Consider the following 18300-nt stretch of genomic DNA (forward strand, 5'->3'; position numbering starts at 1 on the left):
CTGGCGGCGCGTAGGTCTAGATGTCGTGCTTGCGAATGTTCTTCAGCATCTTCAAAAGCGTGGCGATGAGCGCGGAATATTCGGCATCGTCGATGTCGTCGAACATCGCTTCGAACGCGTCGTGCATGGCCGGCCAGGCGCGGGTGAACTCGGCGCGGCCCTCGTCGGTCAGGAACACATGGCGGATTCGGCTGTCGGTGACACCCTGCTCGCGTCGCACCAGACCCTGGCTCTCCAGCGTATCGAGGGTCCGGCTCAAGGTCGATTGCTCGATGACCGTATAGACCGAGAGGTCGTTGACGGTGATACCGTCGGTGACCGACAGCACGGCGAGCGTGCGGACCTGCGGGATGGTCAGGCCCTGCTTGCGGAAATCGTCGCGCAAGGTGGCGTTGTAGCGGCCCATGATGCGGTTCATCAGATAGGGCGCGAATTGCTGCAGCCCGATCTGCCCCAGGGTCGAAATGCGCTGGCGCTTTTCCGCGACCTTCTCTTCCATCACAGCCTCCCCGCCAGGAGAAATCCGGAACCGCCGCCTAGACCCGCACCCGGGTGGGTCGAGGCGCCGATATGGTAGAGACCCTTGATGCCGGTCTGATGATTGCGGCTGGTCTTGAACGGCCGCCACAGGAAAGACTGGTCGATGGTCGAGGAACCGCCATAGGGGTCACCGCCGACCAGGTTGATGTTCATCGCCTCCAGATCGGCCGGCGAATAGGCGCGGCGCGCGATGACGCTGTCCTTGAAGCCTTCGATATGGCTGGCGAGGATCGCTTCGGCGCGATCGGCATAGGCCTCGCGCAACGCGTCGGTCCATTGCCCGTCGGCCGGCGCCTGCAGTTTGCCTGCGGCGTCGCCCTTGATAAAGCGAGGCGCCTCTGGCAGTTGCAGCCACAGGATCGCCTTGCCCTCCGGGCAGCGCGACGGGTCGAGCGCGTGCGGCTGGCCGACGCAGATGGTCGGCACCTCCGGCAGCATGCCGCGCGCCGCCTCGTTGCAAGCTTTCGAGACGCCATCCAGGCCGGGCGTGAGGTGCAGCAACGCCACCTTATCCAAGCCTTCGCCCGGCCATGCGGGCGGTTTGTCCAAGGCGTAGTGGATCTGGAAATTGCCTTTGCCGTAGCGGTACTTTTGCGTCGCCTCGACATCGGCTTTGGGTGCATCCGTGCCAAGCAGCCTGCCATAGAGCTGCGTTGGCGTGACCGAGCAGATGACGCTCTTGTCGGCATTGATTGTCTCGCCCGAGGCCAGCCGCACGCCGGTTGCCCGGCCATTGTTTTGAACGATCGAAGCGACATCGGCGCCGGTGCGGATATCGCCGCCGCGTTCCCGAATCAAAGCCTCGAAGGCCGCCAGCAGGTTTTTTGCCCCACCCTTGACGATCGGTGCTCCGGCCGCCTCAAGTGCGAAGGCGATCACCTTGGCGATCTGGCCGGAGAAGGCGTCCTCGGGTCCAAGCCCGGCATGCAGTACCCAGGGTGCCCACAGCGCGCGGATGGTTTCGGACCGGTAGGTGTTGTCGAGCCAGCCGCGCGCCGGCACCAGAGCTTCGCCGAGGAAGGCGGCAAGGCCGCGCGGGCCACGCCGCCAGCCATCACCGGCAAGCAGCTTCGCTGTCGGGTAGGACCACAGGCTGCCGCCGAGCAAGCCGAACAGCAGGCCGGCATTGCGTTCGATGCCGCCGACATCATCCGCGTGCCGGTCACCGTCGCCTGCCGCGATTGCGTTGAGGGCGGCGATGTTGGCGGCACGGTCGGTGCTGAGCACGGCATGGCTGCCATCCGGCCGCAGCACGCCCGTCGGCGTGCCCGTGTGGCAGAACTCCAGCCCGTGGCGCGCGAGATCGGCGCCCAGTGCCGCAAAGGCCGGCGAGGTGATGAACAGCACGAAGGTCGTCGCCATCACATCATGGATGAAGCCGGGTGCGGTGATCTCCTCGGTGCGCAAGCAACCGCCAATGCGGTCGTTGCGCTCCAGGACGAGCACACGCGCCCCTTTGCCACCGAGCATCGCCGCGCAGACCAGCGCGTTGATGCCGCTGCCGACGATGATGTGATCGGGGGCGGTCATTGGCGGTTGCTCTTTGCTTGCGGGCAGTGGAGTTCAATCGCGTGGAATTGCGCTCTACGGCGCCCCCCTCTGGCCTGCCGGCCATCTCCCCCTCTCGGGGGGAGATTGGCAGCTTCGGCGCCCCACTCAATCCTGCAACGTCGCAGATTGGCGAAAACCATTGTGAAGGCCAATCTCCCCCCTTGAGGGGGAGATGTCCGGCAGGACAGAGGGGGGCGCCGTAGGGCGCTAGCGTTAAAAGCCTGCCACCCTCTACCTGCCATCAACCCGGTTTCGCCTTCTCGCATGATCTTCTCCCGAAGACCCACCTCGCTTTATTGCTTCGACACCAGCGCCAGCGCGCGGATCGGGCTGCCGGTGCCGTGCTCGATCTTGAGCGGCGCCGCGATCAGGATGGCGCCCTTCGGCGGCAGTTGATCGAGGTTGCAGAGGCTGGCGAGACCGTAGCGGTTGGCCTTGTGCATCAGCGTGTGCGCCGGGAATGGCGGCTCCATGCCACCGGCCTTGCCGGCATCGGTGCCGATCGTCTCCGAGCCCCAGCCCTTGATGTCCTTGCTGATCAGGAACTGGATGGCTTCGGCCGTCGGGCCGGGCGTGTGCGGGCCGGTCTCGTTGGCATTGAGGAACTCGGCTTCCGAGCCGTTGCGCTTGTACCAGTCGGTGCGCATCACCACCCATTCGCCGGCATTGATCGCACCGTGCTCGGCTTCCCAGGCCTTGATGTGGTCGACGGTGAGCAGGAAATCGGGGTCGGCGGCGGCTTCCTTCGAACAATCGATGACATTGACGGGGCCGACGAAATTCTGCGCCGGAATGGTGTCGGTGGCGCCGTCCGGATAATCCTTGCCGCTGATCCAGTGCTGCGGCGCGTCGAAATGCGTGCCCGAATGTTCGCCGAGCTTCAGCCAGTTCCAGGCCCACCACGGACCGTTCTTGTCGTAACGGGAGATGTTGTGGATCTCGACCTTCGGCGTGTCGACGGCGAGTTCCGGCGGCAGCTTGATCAACGGCGTATCCGGGCCGAGCGGCGCCGACAGGTCGACCACCTTGATGGCGCCTGAAAGAAGCTGGCCGGCGACTTCGCCGAGGAGTTTTTGCGTGTCCATGGTTTGAAGTTCCCTCTTTCGTGTGATGATCAAGGCTCGTCTCGGCCCTTAATATCCTACTAGACGAAAACATATGCATCTGCAATTATCTTTAAGCATAAAGGAAATGGGGACGGGGCGTGAGCGAGTTCGACGCCATCTTTGTCGGGGCGGGCCACAACATTCTGGCATGCGCCGCGCATTTGGCGCTCAAAGGCTGGAAAACAGGGGTTTTCGAGCGCGGCGCGACAATCGGCGGCGCCGTCCAGACGCGCGAATTCACCCTTCCCGGCTTCCGCCACGATTTCGGCGCGATGAATCTCAGCCTCTTCGCCGGCTCGGCCTTCCACCGGAAATATGCAAATGAATTGAAAGCGCAGGGGCTGGAGTTCGCCCCGGTCGCCGACTGTTTCGCCAGCGCATTCCCTGACGGGCGCTGGTTCGGCGTCAGCAACGATCTGGAAAAGACGGCCGCGCGCATCGCCGCCTTCTCCGCCGCCGACGCCGCCACATGGCGCAGGCTGGTCGCCGCCTTCCCGGCGGAGGCCGAACACCTGTTCCGGCTGCTGGGTTCGCCGATGAGTGCCCGCGCGCTTGCCGGCACGGCGTGGAACCTGTGGCGCAAGAAGGGCATGTCCGGAGCGCTCGATACGGGCCGCCTGCTGCTGTCCTCACCCCGCGCCTGGCTGGAGGAAACTTTCGAGTCGCCGCATATCAGGGCAACGCTCGCCACTTGGGGCATGCATCTCGACTTCGCCCCGGATATCGCCGGCGGTGCCGTGTTCCCCTATCTGGAATCGATGGCCAACCAGAGTTTCGGCATGGTGCTGGGCAAGGGCGGCGCCGATACCATCATCCGTGCCCTCTCTGGCATGGTGACCTCCGCCGGCGGCAAGATCGTCACCGGCGCCGAAGTCGCCGAGATCACGGTTTCCGCCGGCAGGGCGACCGGCGTACGGCTTGCTTCGGACGAGACGCATACCGCCACCAGGGCAGTCATTGCCGGCGTCGCGCCCACGGCGCTGACGGGCAGATTGCTGCCCAATGGTTCGGGCGACGCCGGCTTCGACACGGCGATGCAGAAATTCCGCCACGCGCCAGGCACGATGATGATCCACCTGGCGCTGGACGATTTGCCGGATTGGCGTGCCGGAGCGGAGCTTCGGCAGTTCGCCTATGTGCATCTGTCGCCGTCGCTCGACGCCATGTCGCGCACCTATCAGCAGGCGATGGCGGGCATGCTGCCGGACGAGCCGGTGCTGGTGGTCGGCCAGCCGACGGCGATCGACCCGTCGCGGGCCCCTCAGGGAAAGCATGTGCTGTGGGTGCAAGTGCGCATGCTGCCCGCCGAAATCACAGGCGATGCCGCCGGCAAGATCGCACCGGACCATTGGGACAAGGTGAAGGAAGCCTACGCCGAGCGTGTCCTCGACATCATCGAGACCTATGCGCCCGGCCTGCGCAACAAGATTCTCGGCCGCGCCGTCTTCTCGCCCATCGACCTCGAGCGTGAGAACCCGAATCTCGTCGGTGGCGACCAGGTCTGCGGCAGCCATCATCTGGCGCAGAACTTTTTATTCCGCCCGGCGCGCAACTATGCCGGCTGGAACACGCCGGTGGCGCATCTGCACCTCACTGGAGCCGCGACATGGCCGGGCGCCGGCACCGGTGCGGCGTCGGGCTTCATGCTCGCACAACAGCTTGGCGGGAGGTAGGAGCCGGAGATTTCCTTGAGGCTACGAGGGGCAAGGCGCTGCTGCCCAAGAAGCCTGAACCAATGACCTGAAGACGCCGCGCAGAAACAAAACCAACAAGGGGAACGACCATGACAATCAACAGACGGGAATTGCTCGGATACAGCGCTGCGGCACTTGGGGTGGCCGCCGTCGGCCTGCCGCAGATCGCTAGGGCGGCTGCCGGCGAACTGACCATCGCCTACAATGTCAACCTGCCATCCTGGGATCCGACCACCGGACCTTCGGCCGTCAACCCGACGATCCAGGGGCTTTACCAGTCGGTATTCGACCAGTTCATCCCGCAGAAGCCCGATTTGTCCTTCGCGCCGGGCCTGCTCACCGAATGGGGCTGGAACGACGACCGCACGAAGATCATGATGACGGTGCGCGAAGGCGTGACCTGGCATGACGGCTCGCCGTTCACGGCCGAGGACGTCGTCTGGTCGCTACAGCGGGCAGGCGACGAAAAGACCGGCAACCCGATCCAGTTCGTCTGGAAGAACGTCAACAACTTCAAGATCGACGGCAACAAGATCACCGGCGACGTCGTGCAGTTCGACCCGGTCTATTTCAAATGGATGTCGTTCCTGACCGGCTACATCATGCCGAAGGCCTATTACGAGAAGGTCGGCGCCGAAGGTTTCGAGAAGGCGCCGATCGGCACCGGCCCCTACATGGTGGAAAAGTTCGAGCGCAACGCTTTCCTGCGGCTCAAGGCAAACCCGAACTACTGGGGCGGCAAGCCGGCCTTCGAGAATGTGACGATCAAGTTCGTCGCCGACGCGGCAAGCCGCGTCGCCGAGATCGAATCCGGCTCCTCGCAAGTGACGCTCGAAATCCCCTACGAGGAGTATGACCGGCTGATCGCCAAGGACGGGCTGGCCGGCTCGTGCAAGAACGTTTCCGACATCGGCATGATCTTCTTCAACGACATCGAGGCGATGCTGGACAAGAACGTCCGTCAGGCCGCCGTGATGGCCGTCGACAAGAAGCTGCTGGTCGATCGCCTGCTGCGCGGCTACGGACAGCCGATCGATACGCTGGAAACGCCGGAATACGCATCCTACGACGCGTCGATCAAGGTCGAGCACAATCCGGAAAAGGCCAAGGAATTGCTGGCTGCCTCCGGCTATTCGCCGGAAAAGCCGGTCAAGTTCACCATCCAGACGACCAAGGGCTTCAAGCCCAAGGACTATGAGATGATCCAGGCGATCGTCGGCATGTGGCGCAAGGTCGGCATCGAGGCGACGATCGAGGTCTACGAGATCGCAAAGCACTACGAACTGCGCGCCGCCGATAAGCTGGCGCCGGCCGCCTTCTACAACTGGGGCAACGCCATCGGCGATCCGACCACCTCGACCGGCTTTGCCATGTACGGCCCGAGCCCGCATTCGGTGTGGGACAGCCAGGATTTGATCGACATGATCAACCCCTTGTGGGGCGAGAAGGACGAGGCCAAGCGCATCGCCGGCTGGAAGGCTGTCGACAAATACATCGCCGAGCAGGCCTATGTGCTGCCGCTGATGCAGTATGCGCAGCCCATCGTCCATGCCAAGGGCGTCAATGTGGTGCAGCATGTGTCGGGCGCGCTGCTGCCGGCCCTGATGACCCCGGCCTGAGAGAGTCGAGAAAGGCGCGCTGTCGCAAAGCCGGCATGCCTTCTCCCAACTTGCGCAGGCCCCCTCATCCGGCCCTTCGGGCCACCTTCTCCCCGCTGGGGAGAAGAGACCGGCTCAGCCGTCAGCGACCTCTTCTCCCCTCGGGGAGAAGGTGGCCGCGAAGCGGCCGGATGAGGGGGTTTTCGCTCCATCAGTCGCTTGCACGCAGTAGGCCTACGCCAGAATGCTCCTGCAAAGATTCCTGATCCGTCTGCTGACGATGCTGATCACGCTGTTCGGCGTGGCCATCGTCGTCTTTGTCGTGATCCGCGTCGCGCCCGGCGATCCGATCGCCATGATGCTGCCGCCTGGTGCTACGGATGCCGACATTGCCCGGCTGCGAGCGCTCTACGGCCTCGACAAGACCATCGTGCAGCAATTCTTCATCTGGCTGTCAGGCGTCGCCAGGGGCGATTTCGGCACCTCGATTTCGCTCAGGCAGGATGTGCTGGGTCTCGTCTTCAACCGGCTGCCAGCGACGCTGGAGCTTGCCATCGTCGCGCTTGTGATGGCGGTGGCGCTCGGCGGCACGACGGCAATCATCGGCGCGCGCGAACGCGGCACGGCGGTCGAGGCCGGCATCGACATCGCCAGCGGCGCGGCGCTTTCCATTCCCGACTTCCTGTGGGGCCTGGTGCTGATCCTGCTGTTCGGCGTGCTGGTGCCGATCTTCGACATTTCCGGCCGGGTGTCGCCGCAGCTCGACCTGCCATTCGTCACCCAGTTTTATCTGTTCGAGAGCTTGCTTCGTCTGCGCCTCGACCTGATCTGGGATCTGCTGAAACACATGCTGATGCCGGCCGTGGCGCTGGCGCTGCCGCTGGCGGCGATCATCTCGCAGCTGCTGAAACAGTCGCTGAAGGAAGTGCTCGACCTCGACTACGTCGTGCTGGCGCGGGTCAAGGGATTCTCGGAAACACAGGTCATCCTGCGCGAAGCGCTGAAGAATGCCGCGCTGCCGACGCTGACGCTGGTCGGCGTGCAGTTCACCTTCCTCATCGGCGGCACCGTCATCGTCGAACGGCTGTTTTCCTATGAAGGCCTCGGCAACATGGCGATCGACGCCGTCATCAACCGCGACCTGCCGCTGATCCAGGGCATCGTTCTGGTCTTCGCGCTGCTGTTCGTGCTGATCAACCTCAGCGTCGACATGATGTACGCACTGCTCAATCCAAGGCTGCGCCATGGATGAGGGCCGCGCTCAAAGACGAGCTGTGTCGCCGCGTCTGTGGCTGGCCGGCGGCTGGCTGCTGCTGGCGCTTCTGGCGGCAATCTTCGCGCCGCTGGTCGCGCCGCAGGATCCGCTGGCGCAGGATTTGATGCTGGAACGGTTGCCGCCGTTCTGGATGGCCGGCGCCGAACCCGGCTATTGGCTCGGCACCGACAGCCTCGGCCGCGATCTGTTGTCGCGACTGATCTTCGGCGGCCGCATCGCCTTCATCGTCGCTTTCGCCGCGGCCATCGCCGCCTGCCTGGTCGGCTCGATGCTGGGGCTCATAGCCGGCTATTTCGGCGGCTGGGCCGACCGCATCATCTCGCGCATCGTCGATGTCTGGATGGCATTTCCGCCGGTGCTGTTCGCCATCCTTTTGGTTGCGGTGCTCGGCACAGGCTTGAGTTCCGTCATCCTCGCCATCGCCATCATCGACTGGACGCGTTTCTGCCGGGTGATCCGTGCCGAGACGATGGGCCAGTCGCGCATGGACTATGTCGAGAATGCCCGCATCGCCGGCTATGGCCGCATCGGCATCATGCTGCGCGAAGTGCTGCCCAATGTGGTGCCGTCAATCGTGGCGCTGCTGTCGCTGGAAATGGGCATCGCCGTCATCGTCGAGGCGATCCTGTCCTTCGTCAATCTGTCGATCTCGACCGACGACCCGACCTGGGGCGGCATCATCGCCGAGGGCCGGCTGTCGATCCACCAGGCCTGGTGGGTGCTCGTATTTCCGCTGATCACGCTGATCCTGACCGTGCTGTCGTTCAGCCAGTTCGGCGAGGCGCTGAAGACGCGTTTCGATCCGGTGCTGCGATGAGCGCCTGTCTCGACATCAGGGATCTGAGCGCCGTGCTGCCCAACGGCCAGCGCGTATTGCGCTCGGTGTCGCTTGCCGTTCAGCCCGGCGAGGTCCGCGCGCTGGTCGGCGAAAGCGGCGCCGGCAAGACGATGATCGGCAAGGCGGTGCTCGGTGTGCTGCCGTCGAGCGTGCGCATCGTCGCAGGCGACATGCGGCTCGAGGGCGAAGACCTCGGCAAATTGCAGCCCAAGGCGCGGCGCACGCTGATCGGGGCATGCACGGCGCTAATCCCGCAGGACCCGCTGACCGCGCTCAACCCGTCGCGCCGCATCGGCTCGCAGATGACCGACCGGCTGGTGCGCATCCTCGGCTGGAGTGGCGAGAAGGCCGATACCCGCATTCGCCAGTTGCTCGACGAGGTGCAGATCCGCGACCCCGACCGCGTGCTCAAAAGCTATCCGCACGAACTGTCCGGCGGCATGCGCCAGCGCGTGCTGATCGCTGCCGCCTTCGCCGCCGAGCCACGGCTGATCGTCGCCGACGAGCCGACCACGGCGCTCGACGTCACCGTGCAGAAGCAGATCCTGCGGCTGATCGCACAATTGCAGCGCGAGCACGGCACCGCGATCCTGTTCGTCACCCATGATCTCGGCGTCGTCGCCAAGATCAGCCAGAGGGTCTCGGTGCTCTATGCCGGCAAGGTGGTGGAGGAGGCCGAGACCGCAGCGCTCTTCGCCGCGCCGCAGCACCCCTACACACGGGCGCTGATCGCGGCGACGCCACGCTACACCGATCCTTTCGCCTCGCTAAGACCGGTGGACGAGGCGGTGCTGGCCGGACTTGCTTCGGAGATCGCTGCCGCCGACCAAGTCTGGAGGCGGCCGCATGGTTGAACCGTTGTTCTCCGTGCGCGGGCTGAAGGTCGCACTGCCCGACATGACGCGCAAGCCGCTGATCGGCCGCGCGCCATTGGTCGAAATCCTGAAGGGCCTGGACTTCGACCTGCCGCGAGGCTCGGTGACCGGCATTGTCGGCGAATCCGGTTCGGGCAAGTCGACGCTCGGCCGCGCGCTGGTGCGCCTGCTGGAGCCAAGCGCCGGCAGCATCAACTTCGACGGCCGCGACATCACCAATCTGCCGGAAGCGGAGCTGCGGCCGCTGCGGCGCAATCTGCAGATGATTTTTCAAGATCCGATGTCGTCGCTCAACCCGCGCCGCACCATTGCCAGCATTATCGCCGCGCCTTTGAAGCAGAATGGTCTTGGCGACAATCTCAAGAATCGCGTCGCCGAGGCGCTGCAGCGTGTCGGCCTGCCGCAAAGTTTCGCCAGCCGCTATCGGCACGAACTGTCGGGCGGCCAGCGCCAGCGCGTCGGCATTGCGCGCGCTCTGGCACTGTCGCCGAAATTCGTGCTGGCCGACGAGATCGTCTCCGGGCTCGACGTGTCGACGCAGGCGCAGATCCTGACCCTGCTGGAGGAGCTTGCCGCGGAGATGGGGCTGACCGTCGCTTTCATCAGCCACGATCTGTCTGTCATCCGGCGGCTGTGCCGGCAAGTGATCGTCATGCGCGAAGGCATGATCGTCGAGGCCAGCGCCACCGACGCCTTGTTCGACAAGCCGCGACAAAGCTACACGCGCGATCTCATCGCGGCCATTCCGCTGCCCGAGATCGATGCGAGCTGGCTGGACATTCCTTCCGCCGCCAAGGCGCCGCCATGAATGCATACGCACGCCGACGAGCGGGCCTCGGACGTGCGACCACAAAGACCAAGTCCCGCCAAATGGAGAGGACTGACATGAAGACCACAATCGCAATTGCAACGCTCGCCGCCGCGATGCTCGGCAGCGCCGGCATGGCCTCGGCGGATTCGATCCCGGGCATGCGCGGCCACGACCACACCGGCATCACGGTTCCCGACATGAAGCAGGCGGTCGACTTCTTCACCGAAGTGGTCGGCTGCAAGAAGGCGATGTCGTTCGGCCCGTTCGCCGACGACAAGGGCACCTTCATGCAGGATCTTCTGGGCGTCGATCCGAAGGCGGTGATCGAAGAGGTCACCATGGTGCGTTGTGGCTACGGCTCGAACATCGAGCTGTTCAAATACACCGCGCCCGACCAGAAGGACCTGACGCCGAAGAACAGCGACATTGGCGGCTTCCACATCGCCTTCTATGTCGACGATGTCGCTGCTGCCAAAGCCTATCTCGAAGGCAAGGGCGTCAAGACGCGGATGGGGCCGCTGCCGGTCAAGGAAGGGCCGGCCGCCGGCCAGACCATCCTCTATTTCCAGGCGCCGTGGGGGCTGCAACTGGAAGCGATCAGCTATCCCGATGGCATGGCCTATGAGAAGGGCGCCGAGACGGTGTTGTGGAGCCCGAAAAACCCGGAAAAGTGATCGGCAGCGCGCTTGCGTGATGACACGCAGGCGCGCTTTCGCCATGTCAGGACGATCGTTCTGATATAAAACTTTAAGCTTGAAATATCTTGTCGCCGGCGCGATACTGAACTCCAGCAAGCGAAGAGGAGATCGCACAGATGAAGGTTGCGGTTCTCGGCGGCGGACCAGCCGGCCTCTACTTTGCCATTTCGATGAAACTGAGGGACGCCGCCCACGATGTGACGGTGTTCGAGCGCAACCGCGCCGACGACACGTTCGGCTGGGGCGTCGTGCTGTCGGCCGAAACGCTCGACAATCTGTCGAAAAACGATCCGGTCAGCGCCGTCTGGATCAAGAAGCACTTTGCCTACTGGGACGACATCGCCGTCATCCATGACGGCGTGCGCACGGTCTCGTCAGGGCACGGTTTCTGCGGCATCGGCCGCAAGCGGCTGCTGGTCCTGCTGCAGCGCCGGGCGCGTGAACTCGGCGTCAAGCTGATGTTCGAGACCGACATTGCAGATCCCAAGCCCTACATGGCGACGCATGATCTGGTCGTCGCTGCCGACGGCCTGAACTCAAGGGCGCGCAACAGCTTCGTCGACATCTTCAAGCCCGACATCGACACCCGCAAATGCAAGTTCGTCTGGCTCGGCACCAACCAGAAATTCGACGACGCCTTCACCTTCATCTTCGAGAAAACCGAGCATGGCTGGGTGTGGGCCCACGCCTACCAGTTCGACAGCGACACCGCGACCTTCATCGTCGAGTGCAGCGAGCAGACCTGGGCTGCCTTCGGCTTCGGTGCGATGTCGCAGCAGGAATCCATCGCCGTTTGTGAGCGGATCTTCGAAAAACATCTCGGCGGCCACGCCTTGATGACGAATGCCAACCATATCCGCGGTTCGGCCTGGATCAATTTCCCGCGCGTGCTGTGCGAGCGCTGGTCTTACAAGAATCTCGCGCTGATGGGCGATGCAGCGGCATCGGCGCATTTCTCGATCGGCTCCGGCACCAAGCTGGCACTGGAAAGTGCTGTGGCGCTGGCCGAATATGTCGAAACCGAGCCGGACTTGGATGCCGCCTTCCGCAGATATGAGGATGCCCGCCGCACCGAGGTGCTCAAGCTGCAATCGGCGGCGCGCAATTCGCTGGAATGGTTCGAGGAGGTCGAGCGCTATCTCGGCCTCGATCCGGTGCAGTTCAACTATTCGCTTTTGACCCGCTCGCAGCGTATCAGCCACGAGAATCTGCGACTGCGCGATGCCGAATGGCTTGAAAGCGCGGAAGAATGGTTCCAGCGCCAGGCGGGCGCCGGCGGCAACAGCCTGCGCCGCGCGCCGATGTTCGCGCCGTTCAAGCTGCGCGACATGAGGCTGCAGAACCGCGTCGTCGTTTCGCCGATGGCGCAGTACAAGGCTGTCGACGGCTGTCCGACCGACTGGCATTTCACCCACTACGCCGAGCGCGCCAAGGGCGGCGCCGGCCTCATCTATATCGAGATGACCTGCGTCAGCCCGGAAGGGCGCATCACGCCCGGCTGTCCCGGCTTCTACGCGCCCGAGCATGAGGTGGCGTGGAAGCGGCTGGTCGACTTTGTCCATACCGAAACCGAAGCCAAGATCTGCGCCCAGATCGGCCATTCCGGCGCCAAGGGCTCGACCCGGCTTGGCTGGGAGGGCACTGACGTGCCGTTGGTCTCAGGCAATTGGCCTGTGATGGCGGCCTCGGCGGTCGCGTGGTCGCCGCAGAATCAGGTGCCGAAGGCGATGGACCGCGCCGACATGGACCGCGTGCGCGACGAATTCGTGGCGTCCACCGAGATGGCCGATCGTTGCGGCTTCGACATGCTCGAAATCCACGCCGCGCATGGCTATCTCTTGTCGTCCTTCATCACGCCGGTCACCAACCGGCGCACGGATGAATATGGCGGTTCGCTGGACAATCGCATGCGCTATCCCCTCGAAATCTTCCGCGCGGTGCGCGCCGCCTGGCCGGCGGAGAAGCCGATCTCGATGCGCATTTCGGCCAATGACTGGGTCGGCATCGAGGGCGTGACGCCGGCCGACGCGGTCGAGATCGCGCGGCTGCTGCATGAGGCCGGCGTCGACATCTGCGATGTCTCGGCCGGCCAGACTTCGGCGCTGGCAAAGCCGGTCTATGGCCGCATGTTCCAGACGCCGTTTTCCGACCGCATCCGCAACGAGGTCGGCATGGCGACGATGGCGGTCGGCAACATCTACGAACCCGACCATGTCAATTCCATCCTGATGGCCGGCCGCGCCGACCTCGTCGCGCTGGCACGGCCGCATCTTGCCGATCCCTACTGGACGCTGCATGCCGCCGTCATGCTCGGCGACCGCGGTGTCAAATGGCCTGATCCCTATCTGCCCGGACGCGACCAGCTCTACCGTCTGGCCGAGCGCGACGCCGCAGCGGGGCTGAAAGTATGACGGCCGCCGCGACGATACCCGGCAAGCATGCGCTGGTCACTGGCGGCGGCTCCGGCGTCGGGCGGGCCATCGCGCTGGCGCTGGCTGCTGCCGGCATCGGCGTCACCATCTGCGGCCGCCGGGAAGCAGAGCTCGCCAAGGTGGCCGGCGAAAACGACCGCATCTCTGGCATCGCCGCCGATGTCACCGACGAGGCGGCAATGGCGGCGCTCTACGAGAGGGCGCAAGCCGCGCGCGGCCCGTTCGACATCGTCGTCGCCAATGCCGGCATGGCCGGCAGCGCGCCGGCGCACAAAACCGCGCTCAGCGACTGGCAGCGGACGCTCGACGTCAATCTGACCGGTGCCTTCCTGACGGTGAAGCCCGCGCTGGCCGGAATGGCCGCGCGGAAAACGGGACGAATTGTTTTCATCGCCTCGACCGCCGGCCTGAAAGGCTACGCCTATGTCGCGTCTTACGTCGCCGCCAAGCATGGCGTCATCGGCCTGATGCGGGCGCTTGCCGCCGAAGCAGTGAAATCCGGCGTCACCGTCAACGCGGTGTGCCCAGGCTTTGTGGAAACCGAAATGCTGGAAGAGTCCATCCGGCGCATCATCGAAAAGACCGGCCGCTCGGCCGAACAAGCGCGATCGAGCCTTGCCTCGACCAACCCGCAAGGCCGCTTCATCCAGCCGGATGAAATTGCCGCCGCCGTGCTGTGGCTGTGCGGCGACGCCGCCCAATCGATCACCGGACAGGCGATTTCCATCTCAGGAGGCGAAACATGGTAGTCGGCCCCCTGCCCGCGCCGTCGGGACCCGGCAAGGACCGCTTGCGTCTGTGGATCAGGCTGCTGCGCGCCTCGCGCACGATCGAGGCCGAGCTGCGCGAGCGGCTGAAGAAGGAGTTCAACACGACGCTGCCGCGCTTCGACGTGATGGCAGCGCTTTATCGCGCGCCGGAAGGCATGCTGATGAGCGACCTGTCGCGTTTCCTGCTGGTCTCTAACGGCAATGTCACGGGCATCGTCGACCGGCTGGTTTCGGAAGGACTTGTCGCCCGCGCGCGGCGCAATGGCGACCGCCGCACCTCGATGGTGCGGCTGACCGAGGAAGGCACGCAGGCTTTTGCCGCGATCGCCGCGGCGCATGAAGGCTGGATCGGCGAATTGCTGGGCAAGGTCAGTGAGGACGACGCGCGCCGGCTGACCGGCATGCTGACCTCGTTCCGCAGCAACTGGGAGGGACGCGAATGACCGCAATGGCCGGGCGCAAGCCGAAGCATTTCCTCTGGGAGGTCGAGGGCAGGATCGCCAAGGTCCGACTCGACCGGCCGGAGCGCAAGAACCCGCTGACCTTCGACAGCTATGCGGAACTCCGCGACACGTTCCGCGACCTCGTCTATGCCGACGATGTCGACGCCGTGGTGTTCCTTTCCAATGGCGGCAATTTCTGCTCCGGCGGCGATGTCCACGACATTATCGGCCCGCTGGTCAAAATGGACATGAAGGAGCTCCTGGTCTTCACCCGCATGACCGGCGATTTCGTCAAGGCGATGCTGAATTGCGGCAAGCCGATCATTGCGGCGGTCGACGGCGTCGCGGTCGGCGCCGGCGCCATCATTGCGATGAGCTCCGACATCCGCATCGCCACGCCGGAAGCCAAGACCGCGTTCCTATTTACCCGCGTCGGCCTCGCCGGCTGCGACATGGGCGCCTGCGCGATCCTGCCGCGCATCATCGGCCAGGGCCGCGCCGCCGAGCTGCTCTACACCGGCCGCACCATGACGGCTGATGAAGGCGAACGCTGGGGTTTCTACAACCGGCTGGTCGATGCCGCATCGCTTGAAGCCGACGCGCTCGACATGGCGGCGCGCATCGTCTCCGGCCCGACCTTCGCGCACGGCATCACCAAGACTCAGCTCAACCAGGAATGGTCGATGGGCCTCGACCAGGCGATCGAGGCGGAAGCGCAGGCGCAAGCGATCTGCATGCAGACCCGCGACTTCGAACGCGCCTACAAGGCGTTCGTGGCCAAGGAAAAGCCGGTGTTCGAGGGGGATTGAGGATGATGCTTTGCGTGGAGACGTTGGCGGGAGGGGGGCGCCGTAGTGCGCAAGGCCTCAATAGCGGGGCCACCAATGCCTGATCGTTCCTTCCTCTCCTGGCCGTTCTTCGAAGACCGCCATCGCGAACTAGCCAAGCACCTCGAGGCATGGTGCACGACCAACCTCCCAGTCGATCATCATGATGTCGACGCGGCCTGCCGCGAGCTGGTGACCAAGCTTGGCCAAGACGGCTGGCTGAAGCCGACGGCGCTCGACACCGACAATCCGGGGCCACTCGACGTGCGCACTTTGTGCATCACGCGCGAGACGCTCGCTCGCCATGACGGGTTGGCCGACTTCGCCTTCGCCATGCAGGGGCTGGGCACCGGCGCGCTCAGCCTGTTCGGCACGCCGGAGCAGCAGGAATGGCTTTCGAGGACACGCGCCGGCAAAGCGATTTCGGCCTTCGCCCTGTCGGAGCCGCGCTCTGGCTCGGACGTCGCCAACACCGAGATGACGGCGACCCGCGACGGCGACAGCTTCGTTCTTACAGGCGAAAAAACCTGGATTTCCAATGGCGGCATCGCCGACCTCTATGTCGTCTTTGCCCGCACCGGCGAGGCGCCGGGCGCCAAGGGGCTCTCGGCCTTCCTCGTGCCTGGCGACGCCAAGGGCCTTGGCATCGCCGAACGGCTCGAAGTGATCGCGCCGCATCCGCTGGCGCGGCTGTCTTTCGAGCGGGTCCGCCTGCCGGCCACCGCACTGATCGGCAGGCCAGGCGACGGCTTCCGCATCGCCATGTCGGTGCTCGATGTGTTCCGCTCGACCGTCGGTGCGGCGGCACTCGGCTTTGCCCGCCGCGCACTGGATGAAAGCATCAAACGCGTGGTCGAGCGCAAACTGTTCGGCGCGCCGATGGCCGAATTGCAAATGGTGCAGGGGCACATCGCCGACATGGCGCTCGATGTCGATGCGGCGGCGCTGCTGGTCTACCGTGCCGCCTGGACCAAGGACATGGGCGCGCCCCGCGTCACCCGCGAGGCGGCGATGGCCAAGCTGTTCGCCACCGACAAGGCGCAAGAGGTGATCGACAAGGCCGTGCAACTGCACGGCGGCGACGGCGTCCGCAAAGGCCACATCGTCGAAAGCCTGTATCGCGAGATCCGCGCGCTGCGCATCTATGAGGGTGCCTCCGACGTGCAGAAAGTGGTGATTGCGCGGCAAGTGATGGGCGCGGCCTGAAGCAGGTCGCGCCCACGGACCAGACTGTTTTGACAATGGATATTGCGAACCGAGTTTTGACGAATCGGGAGACTGAAATGCACCAGATTTTGCAGCCGGAAGGCTGGGCCAAACCTGTCGGCTACGCCAACGGCGTCGCGGCGCGCGGTCGGCTCGTCTTCGTTGGCGGACAGGTCGGCTGGAACGGCCAATGCCAGTTCGAAACCGACGATTTTGTTGGCCAGGTGCGGCAAACGCTTCAGAACATCGTCGCGGTGCTGGCGGAAGCCGGCGCGGGGCCGCAGCACATCACCTCGATGACCTGGTACTTCACCGACAAGGCCGAATACCTTGCCAATCTCAGGGGTATCGGCGAGGCCTATCGCGAGGTCATCGGCCGGCATTTTCCGGCGATGGCCGCCATGCAGGTGGTGGCGCTGGTCGAGGATCGTGCCAAGATCGAAATCCAGGCCACCGCCGTCATTCCGGAATAAATTATTGGCTGCCTCAGGAATAAATTATTCGCGAAGCCCCGCCTGCCTCAAGATCGGCAGCACGTGATCGCAGAAATAGGGCAGTTCTTGCGTGTAGTTGACGAAGGACAGCGCGATGCCCTGATAGCCGTGCCCGGCAATGGCGACCATGTCGGCGGCGATCGTTTCCGGCGTTCCGATCAGCGGGTAGGTGCCGGCGCCGCCGGCGAAACGCTGCCGGTAGCGGTCATAGGCGTGCGGGTCGTGCGATTGCGAGAATTCCTTCTTGCCGGCCATGTGGGCATCGACGGCGTCATGGTCGGCCATATCGACGGCGTAGCGCGTGTAGTAGGCCTGCGCCTCTTCCATCGTCGGGCGGCAGACGACATGCGCCACGGTGTAGACGCCGACATCGCGGCCTGCCTTATCGGCCCGCTCGCTGATGTCGGCGACATGCTTGCCGGCATCGCTCATTTCCGAAAATGTCGTGAACAGATAATCGCACCGGGCGGCAGCGAAATCGCGGCCCGGCCCGCCGAAGGCGGCGTTCATGGTCACGGGGCGCGGAACCTGCAGACTGGCCGGCCGGCTGACAGCCTCCTTGAGGCGGTAATAAGTGCCTTCGTAATCGAGCGGCTCGGCCGACGCATAAAGCTTTTCCAAGATTTCGATCCATTCGGCCGCCTGATCGTAGCCCTTCTCGACCAAAGGCGTGCCGAACATGCCGAATTCCTTCGGGTTCCAGCCGCAGACGATGTTCAAGCCCGCGCGTCCCTGGCTGATGTGGTCGACCGTCGCCAGCGCCTTGGCGGCATAGAGCGGATGCACCAGTGGCACATGCACGGTCATGAACAGGCCGATCTGCTCGGTGGCCATGGCGAGTGCCGCCGCCCAGGTGAAGGTCTCGAACGACCATTCGCGCACCTTGTTGCGGCCGCCGAAGCCGCGCCAACGCGCGATCGGCAGCATGAACTCCAGCCCGGCGCGGTCGGCGATCTGGGCTGCGGTCACATTGTCCTGCCAGCTCGCCGCCCAGCGCTCCGGCACATCGGTGATGGCGAGCCCGCCATCGGCATTGGTCGAAAAGACGCCAAGCTTCAGTCTGTTCGGGCCGTGCAAAGGGTGTGGTTTGTTCACGTCGCGACCTCCCGGCGAAGATCGCACGCTAGGCCCGCGCAGAAAT

General features: G+C 64.5%; 17 protein-coding genes. 13 read left to right on the forward strand and 4 right to left on the reverse strand.

All coding sequences use genetic code 11. The annotated features are described in order from the left end of the window. Positions 1-16: 16 nt before the first annotated feature. The 3 genes from A9K65_RS00445 to A9K65_RS00455 form a co-directional block, all read right to left on the reverse strand. Positions 17-499, reverse strand: a complete 483-nt coding sequence (locus A9K65_RS00445) for a MarR family transcriptional regulator (RefSeq protein WP_064995743.1) — start codon at positions 497-499, stop codon at positions 17-19. Further along, positions 499-2070 carry an NAD(P)/FAD-dependent oxidoreductase gene (locus A9K65_RS00450; RefSeq protein ID WP_064995744.1) on the reverse strand — a complete coding sequence of 524 codons (1572 nt, stop codon included), beginning with the start codon at positions 2068-2070 and terminating at the stop codon, positions 499-501. The genes A9K65_RS00445 and A9K65_RS00450 overlap by 1 nt, the downstream gene beginning before the upstream one ends. A 314-nt stretch (positions 2071-2384) precedes the next feature. After that, on the reverse strand, positions 2385-3176 hold the full coding sequence (locus A9K65_RS00455) for a cyclase family protein (protein ID WP_024503404.1): 792 nt from the start codon (positions 3174-3176) through the stop codon (positions 2385-2387). A 119-nt stretch (positions 3177-3295) separates the two neighbouring features. Between A9K65_RS00455 and A9K65_RS00460 the strand changes: the two genes are divergently transcribed. From A9K65_RS00460 to A9K65_RS00520, 13 genes are all read left to right on the forward strand, one after another. Beyond that, positions 3296-4870: an NAD(P)/FAD-dependent oxidoreductase gene (locus tag A9K65_RS00460; protein ID WP_064995745.1), complete on the forward strand. Its 1575-nt coding sequence runs from the start codon at positions 3296-3298 to the stop codon at positions 4868-4870. A gap of 110 nt (positions 4871-4980) precedes the next feature. Further along, a complete protein-coding gene (locus tag A9K65_RS00465) occupies positions 4981-6510 on the forward strand; it encodes an ABC transporter substrate-binding protein (protein ID WP_027161803.1) in 1530 nt (509 codons plus the stop codon). A 223-nt stretch (positions 6511-6733) separates the two neighbouring features. Continuing rightward, positions 6734-7741 carry an ABC transporter permease gene (locus A9K65_RS00470; RefSeq protein WP_064995746.1) on the forward strand — a complete coding sequence of 336 codons (1008 nt, stop codon included), beginning with the start codon at positions 6734-6736 and terminating at the stop codon, positions 7739-7741. Then, positions 7734-8582 carry an ABC transporter permease gene (locus A9K65_RS00475; RefSeq protein ID WP_013527973.1) on the forward strand — a complete coding sequence of 283 codons (849 nt, stop codon included), beginning with the start codon at positions 7734-7736 and terminating at the stop codon, positions 8580-8582. Before A9K65_RS00470 ends, A9K65_RS00475 begins: the two co-directional genes overlap by 8 nt. Further along, a complete protein-coding gene (locus A9K65_RS00480; protein ID WP_064995747.1) occupies positions 8579-9457 on the forward strand; it encodes an ABC transporter ATP-binding protein in 879 nt (292 codons plus the stop codon). Before A9K65_RS00475 ends, A9K65_RS00480 begins: the two co-directional genes overlap by 4 nt. After that, a complete protein-coding gene (locus A9K65_RS00485; protein WP_064995748.1) occupies positions 9450-10286 on the forward strand; it encodes an ATP-binding cassette domain-containing protein in 837 nt (278 codons plus the stop codon). Before A9K65_RS00480 ends, A9K65_RS00485 begins: the two co-directional genes overlap by 8 nt. 77 nt (positions 10287-10363) lie before the next feature. Then, positions 10364-10963 carry a VOC family protein gene (locus A9K65_RS00490; RefSeq protein ID WP_024503399.1) on the forward strand — a complete coding sequence of 200 codons (600 nt, stop codon included), beginning with the start codon at positions 10364-10366 and terminating at the stop codon, positions 10961-10963. Between the two features lie 140 nt (positions 10964-11103). Beyond that, positions 11104-13398 carry a bifunctional salicylyl-CoA 5-hydroxylase/oxidoreductase gene (locus tag A9K65_RS00495; RefSeq protein ID WP_064995749.1) on the forward strand — a complete coding sequence of 765 codons (2295 nt, stop codon included), beginning with the start codon at positions 11104-11106 and terminating at the stop codon, positions 13396-13398. Beyond that, positions 13395-14168 (forward strand): SDR family NAD(P)-dependent oxidoreductase, encoded by a 774-nt coding sequence (locus A9K65_RS00500; protein ID WP_064995750.1) that lies wholly within the window; start codon positions 13395-13397, stop codon positions 14166-14168. The genes A9K65_RS00495 and A9K65_RS00500 overlap by 4 nt, the downstream gene beginning before the upstream one ends. Beyond that, on the forward strand, positions 14162-14632 hold the full coding sequence (locus A9K65_RS00505; protein ID WP_064995751.1) for a MarR family transcriptional regulator: 471 nt from the start codon (positions 14162-14164) through the stop codon (positions 14630-14632). The genes A9K65_RS00500 and A9K65_RS00505 overlap by 7 nt, the downstream gene beginning before the upstream one ends. Continuing rightward, on the forward strand, positions 14629-15441 hold the full coding sequence (locus A9K65_RS00510; RefSeq protein WP_013527980.1) for an enoyl-CoA hydratase family protein: 813 nt from the start codon (positions 14629-14631) through the stop codon (positions 15439-15441). Before A9K65_RS00505 ends, A9K65_RS00510 begins: the two co-directional genes overlap by 4 nt. A gap of 75 nt (positions 15442-15516) precedes the next feature. Continuing rightward, positions 15517-16665: an acyl-CoA dehydrogenase family protein gene (locus A9K65_RS00515; RefSeq protein ID WP_064995752.1), complete on the forward strand. Its 1149-nt coding sequence runs from the start codon at positions 15517-15519 to the stop codon at positions 16663-16665. A gap of 77 nt (positions 16666-16742) precedes the next feature. Continuing rightward, positions 16743-17138 (forward strand): RidA family protein, encoded by a 396-nt coding sequence (locus A9K65_RS00520; protein WP_063169943.1) that lies wholly within the window; start codon positions 16743-16745, stop codon positions 17136-17138. Between the two features lie 24 nt (positions 17139-17162). Here A9K65_RS00520 and A9K65_RS00525 read toward each other — a convergent pair whose 3' ends face one another. Then, positions 17163-18254 carry an LLM class flavin-dependent oxidoreductase gene (locus A9K65_RS00525; protein ID WP_024503393.1) on the reverse strand — a complete coding sequence of 364 codons (1092 nt, stop codon included), beginning with the start codon at positions 18252-18254 and terminating at the stop codon, positions 17163-17165. Positions 18255-18300 lie beyond the last annotated feature (46 nt).

This window comes from Mesorhizobium sp. WSM1497 (assembly GCF_001672455.2).
Lineage (GTDB): Bacteria > Pseudomonadota > Alphaproteobacteria > Rhizobiales > Rhizobiaceae > Mesorhizobium > Mesorhizobium ciceri.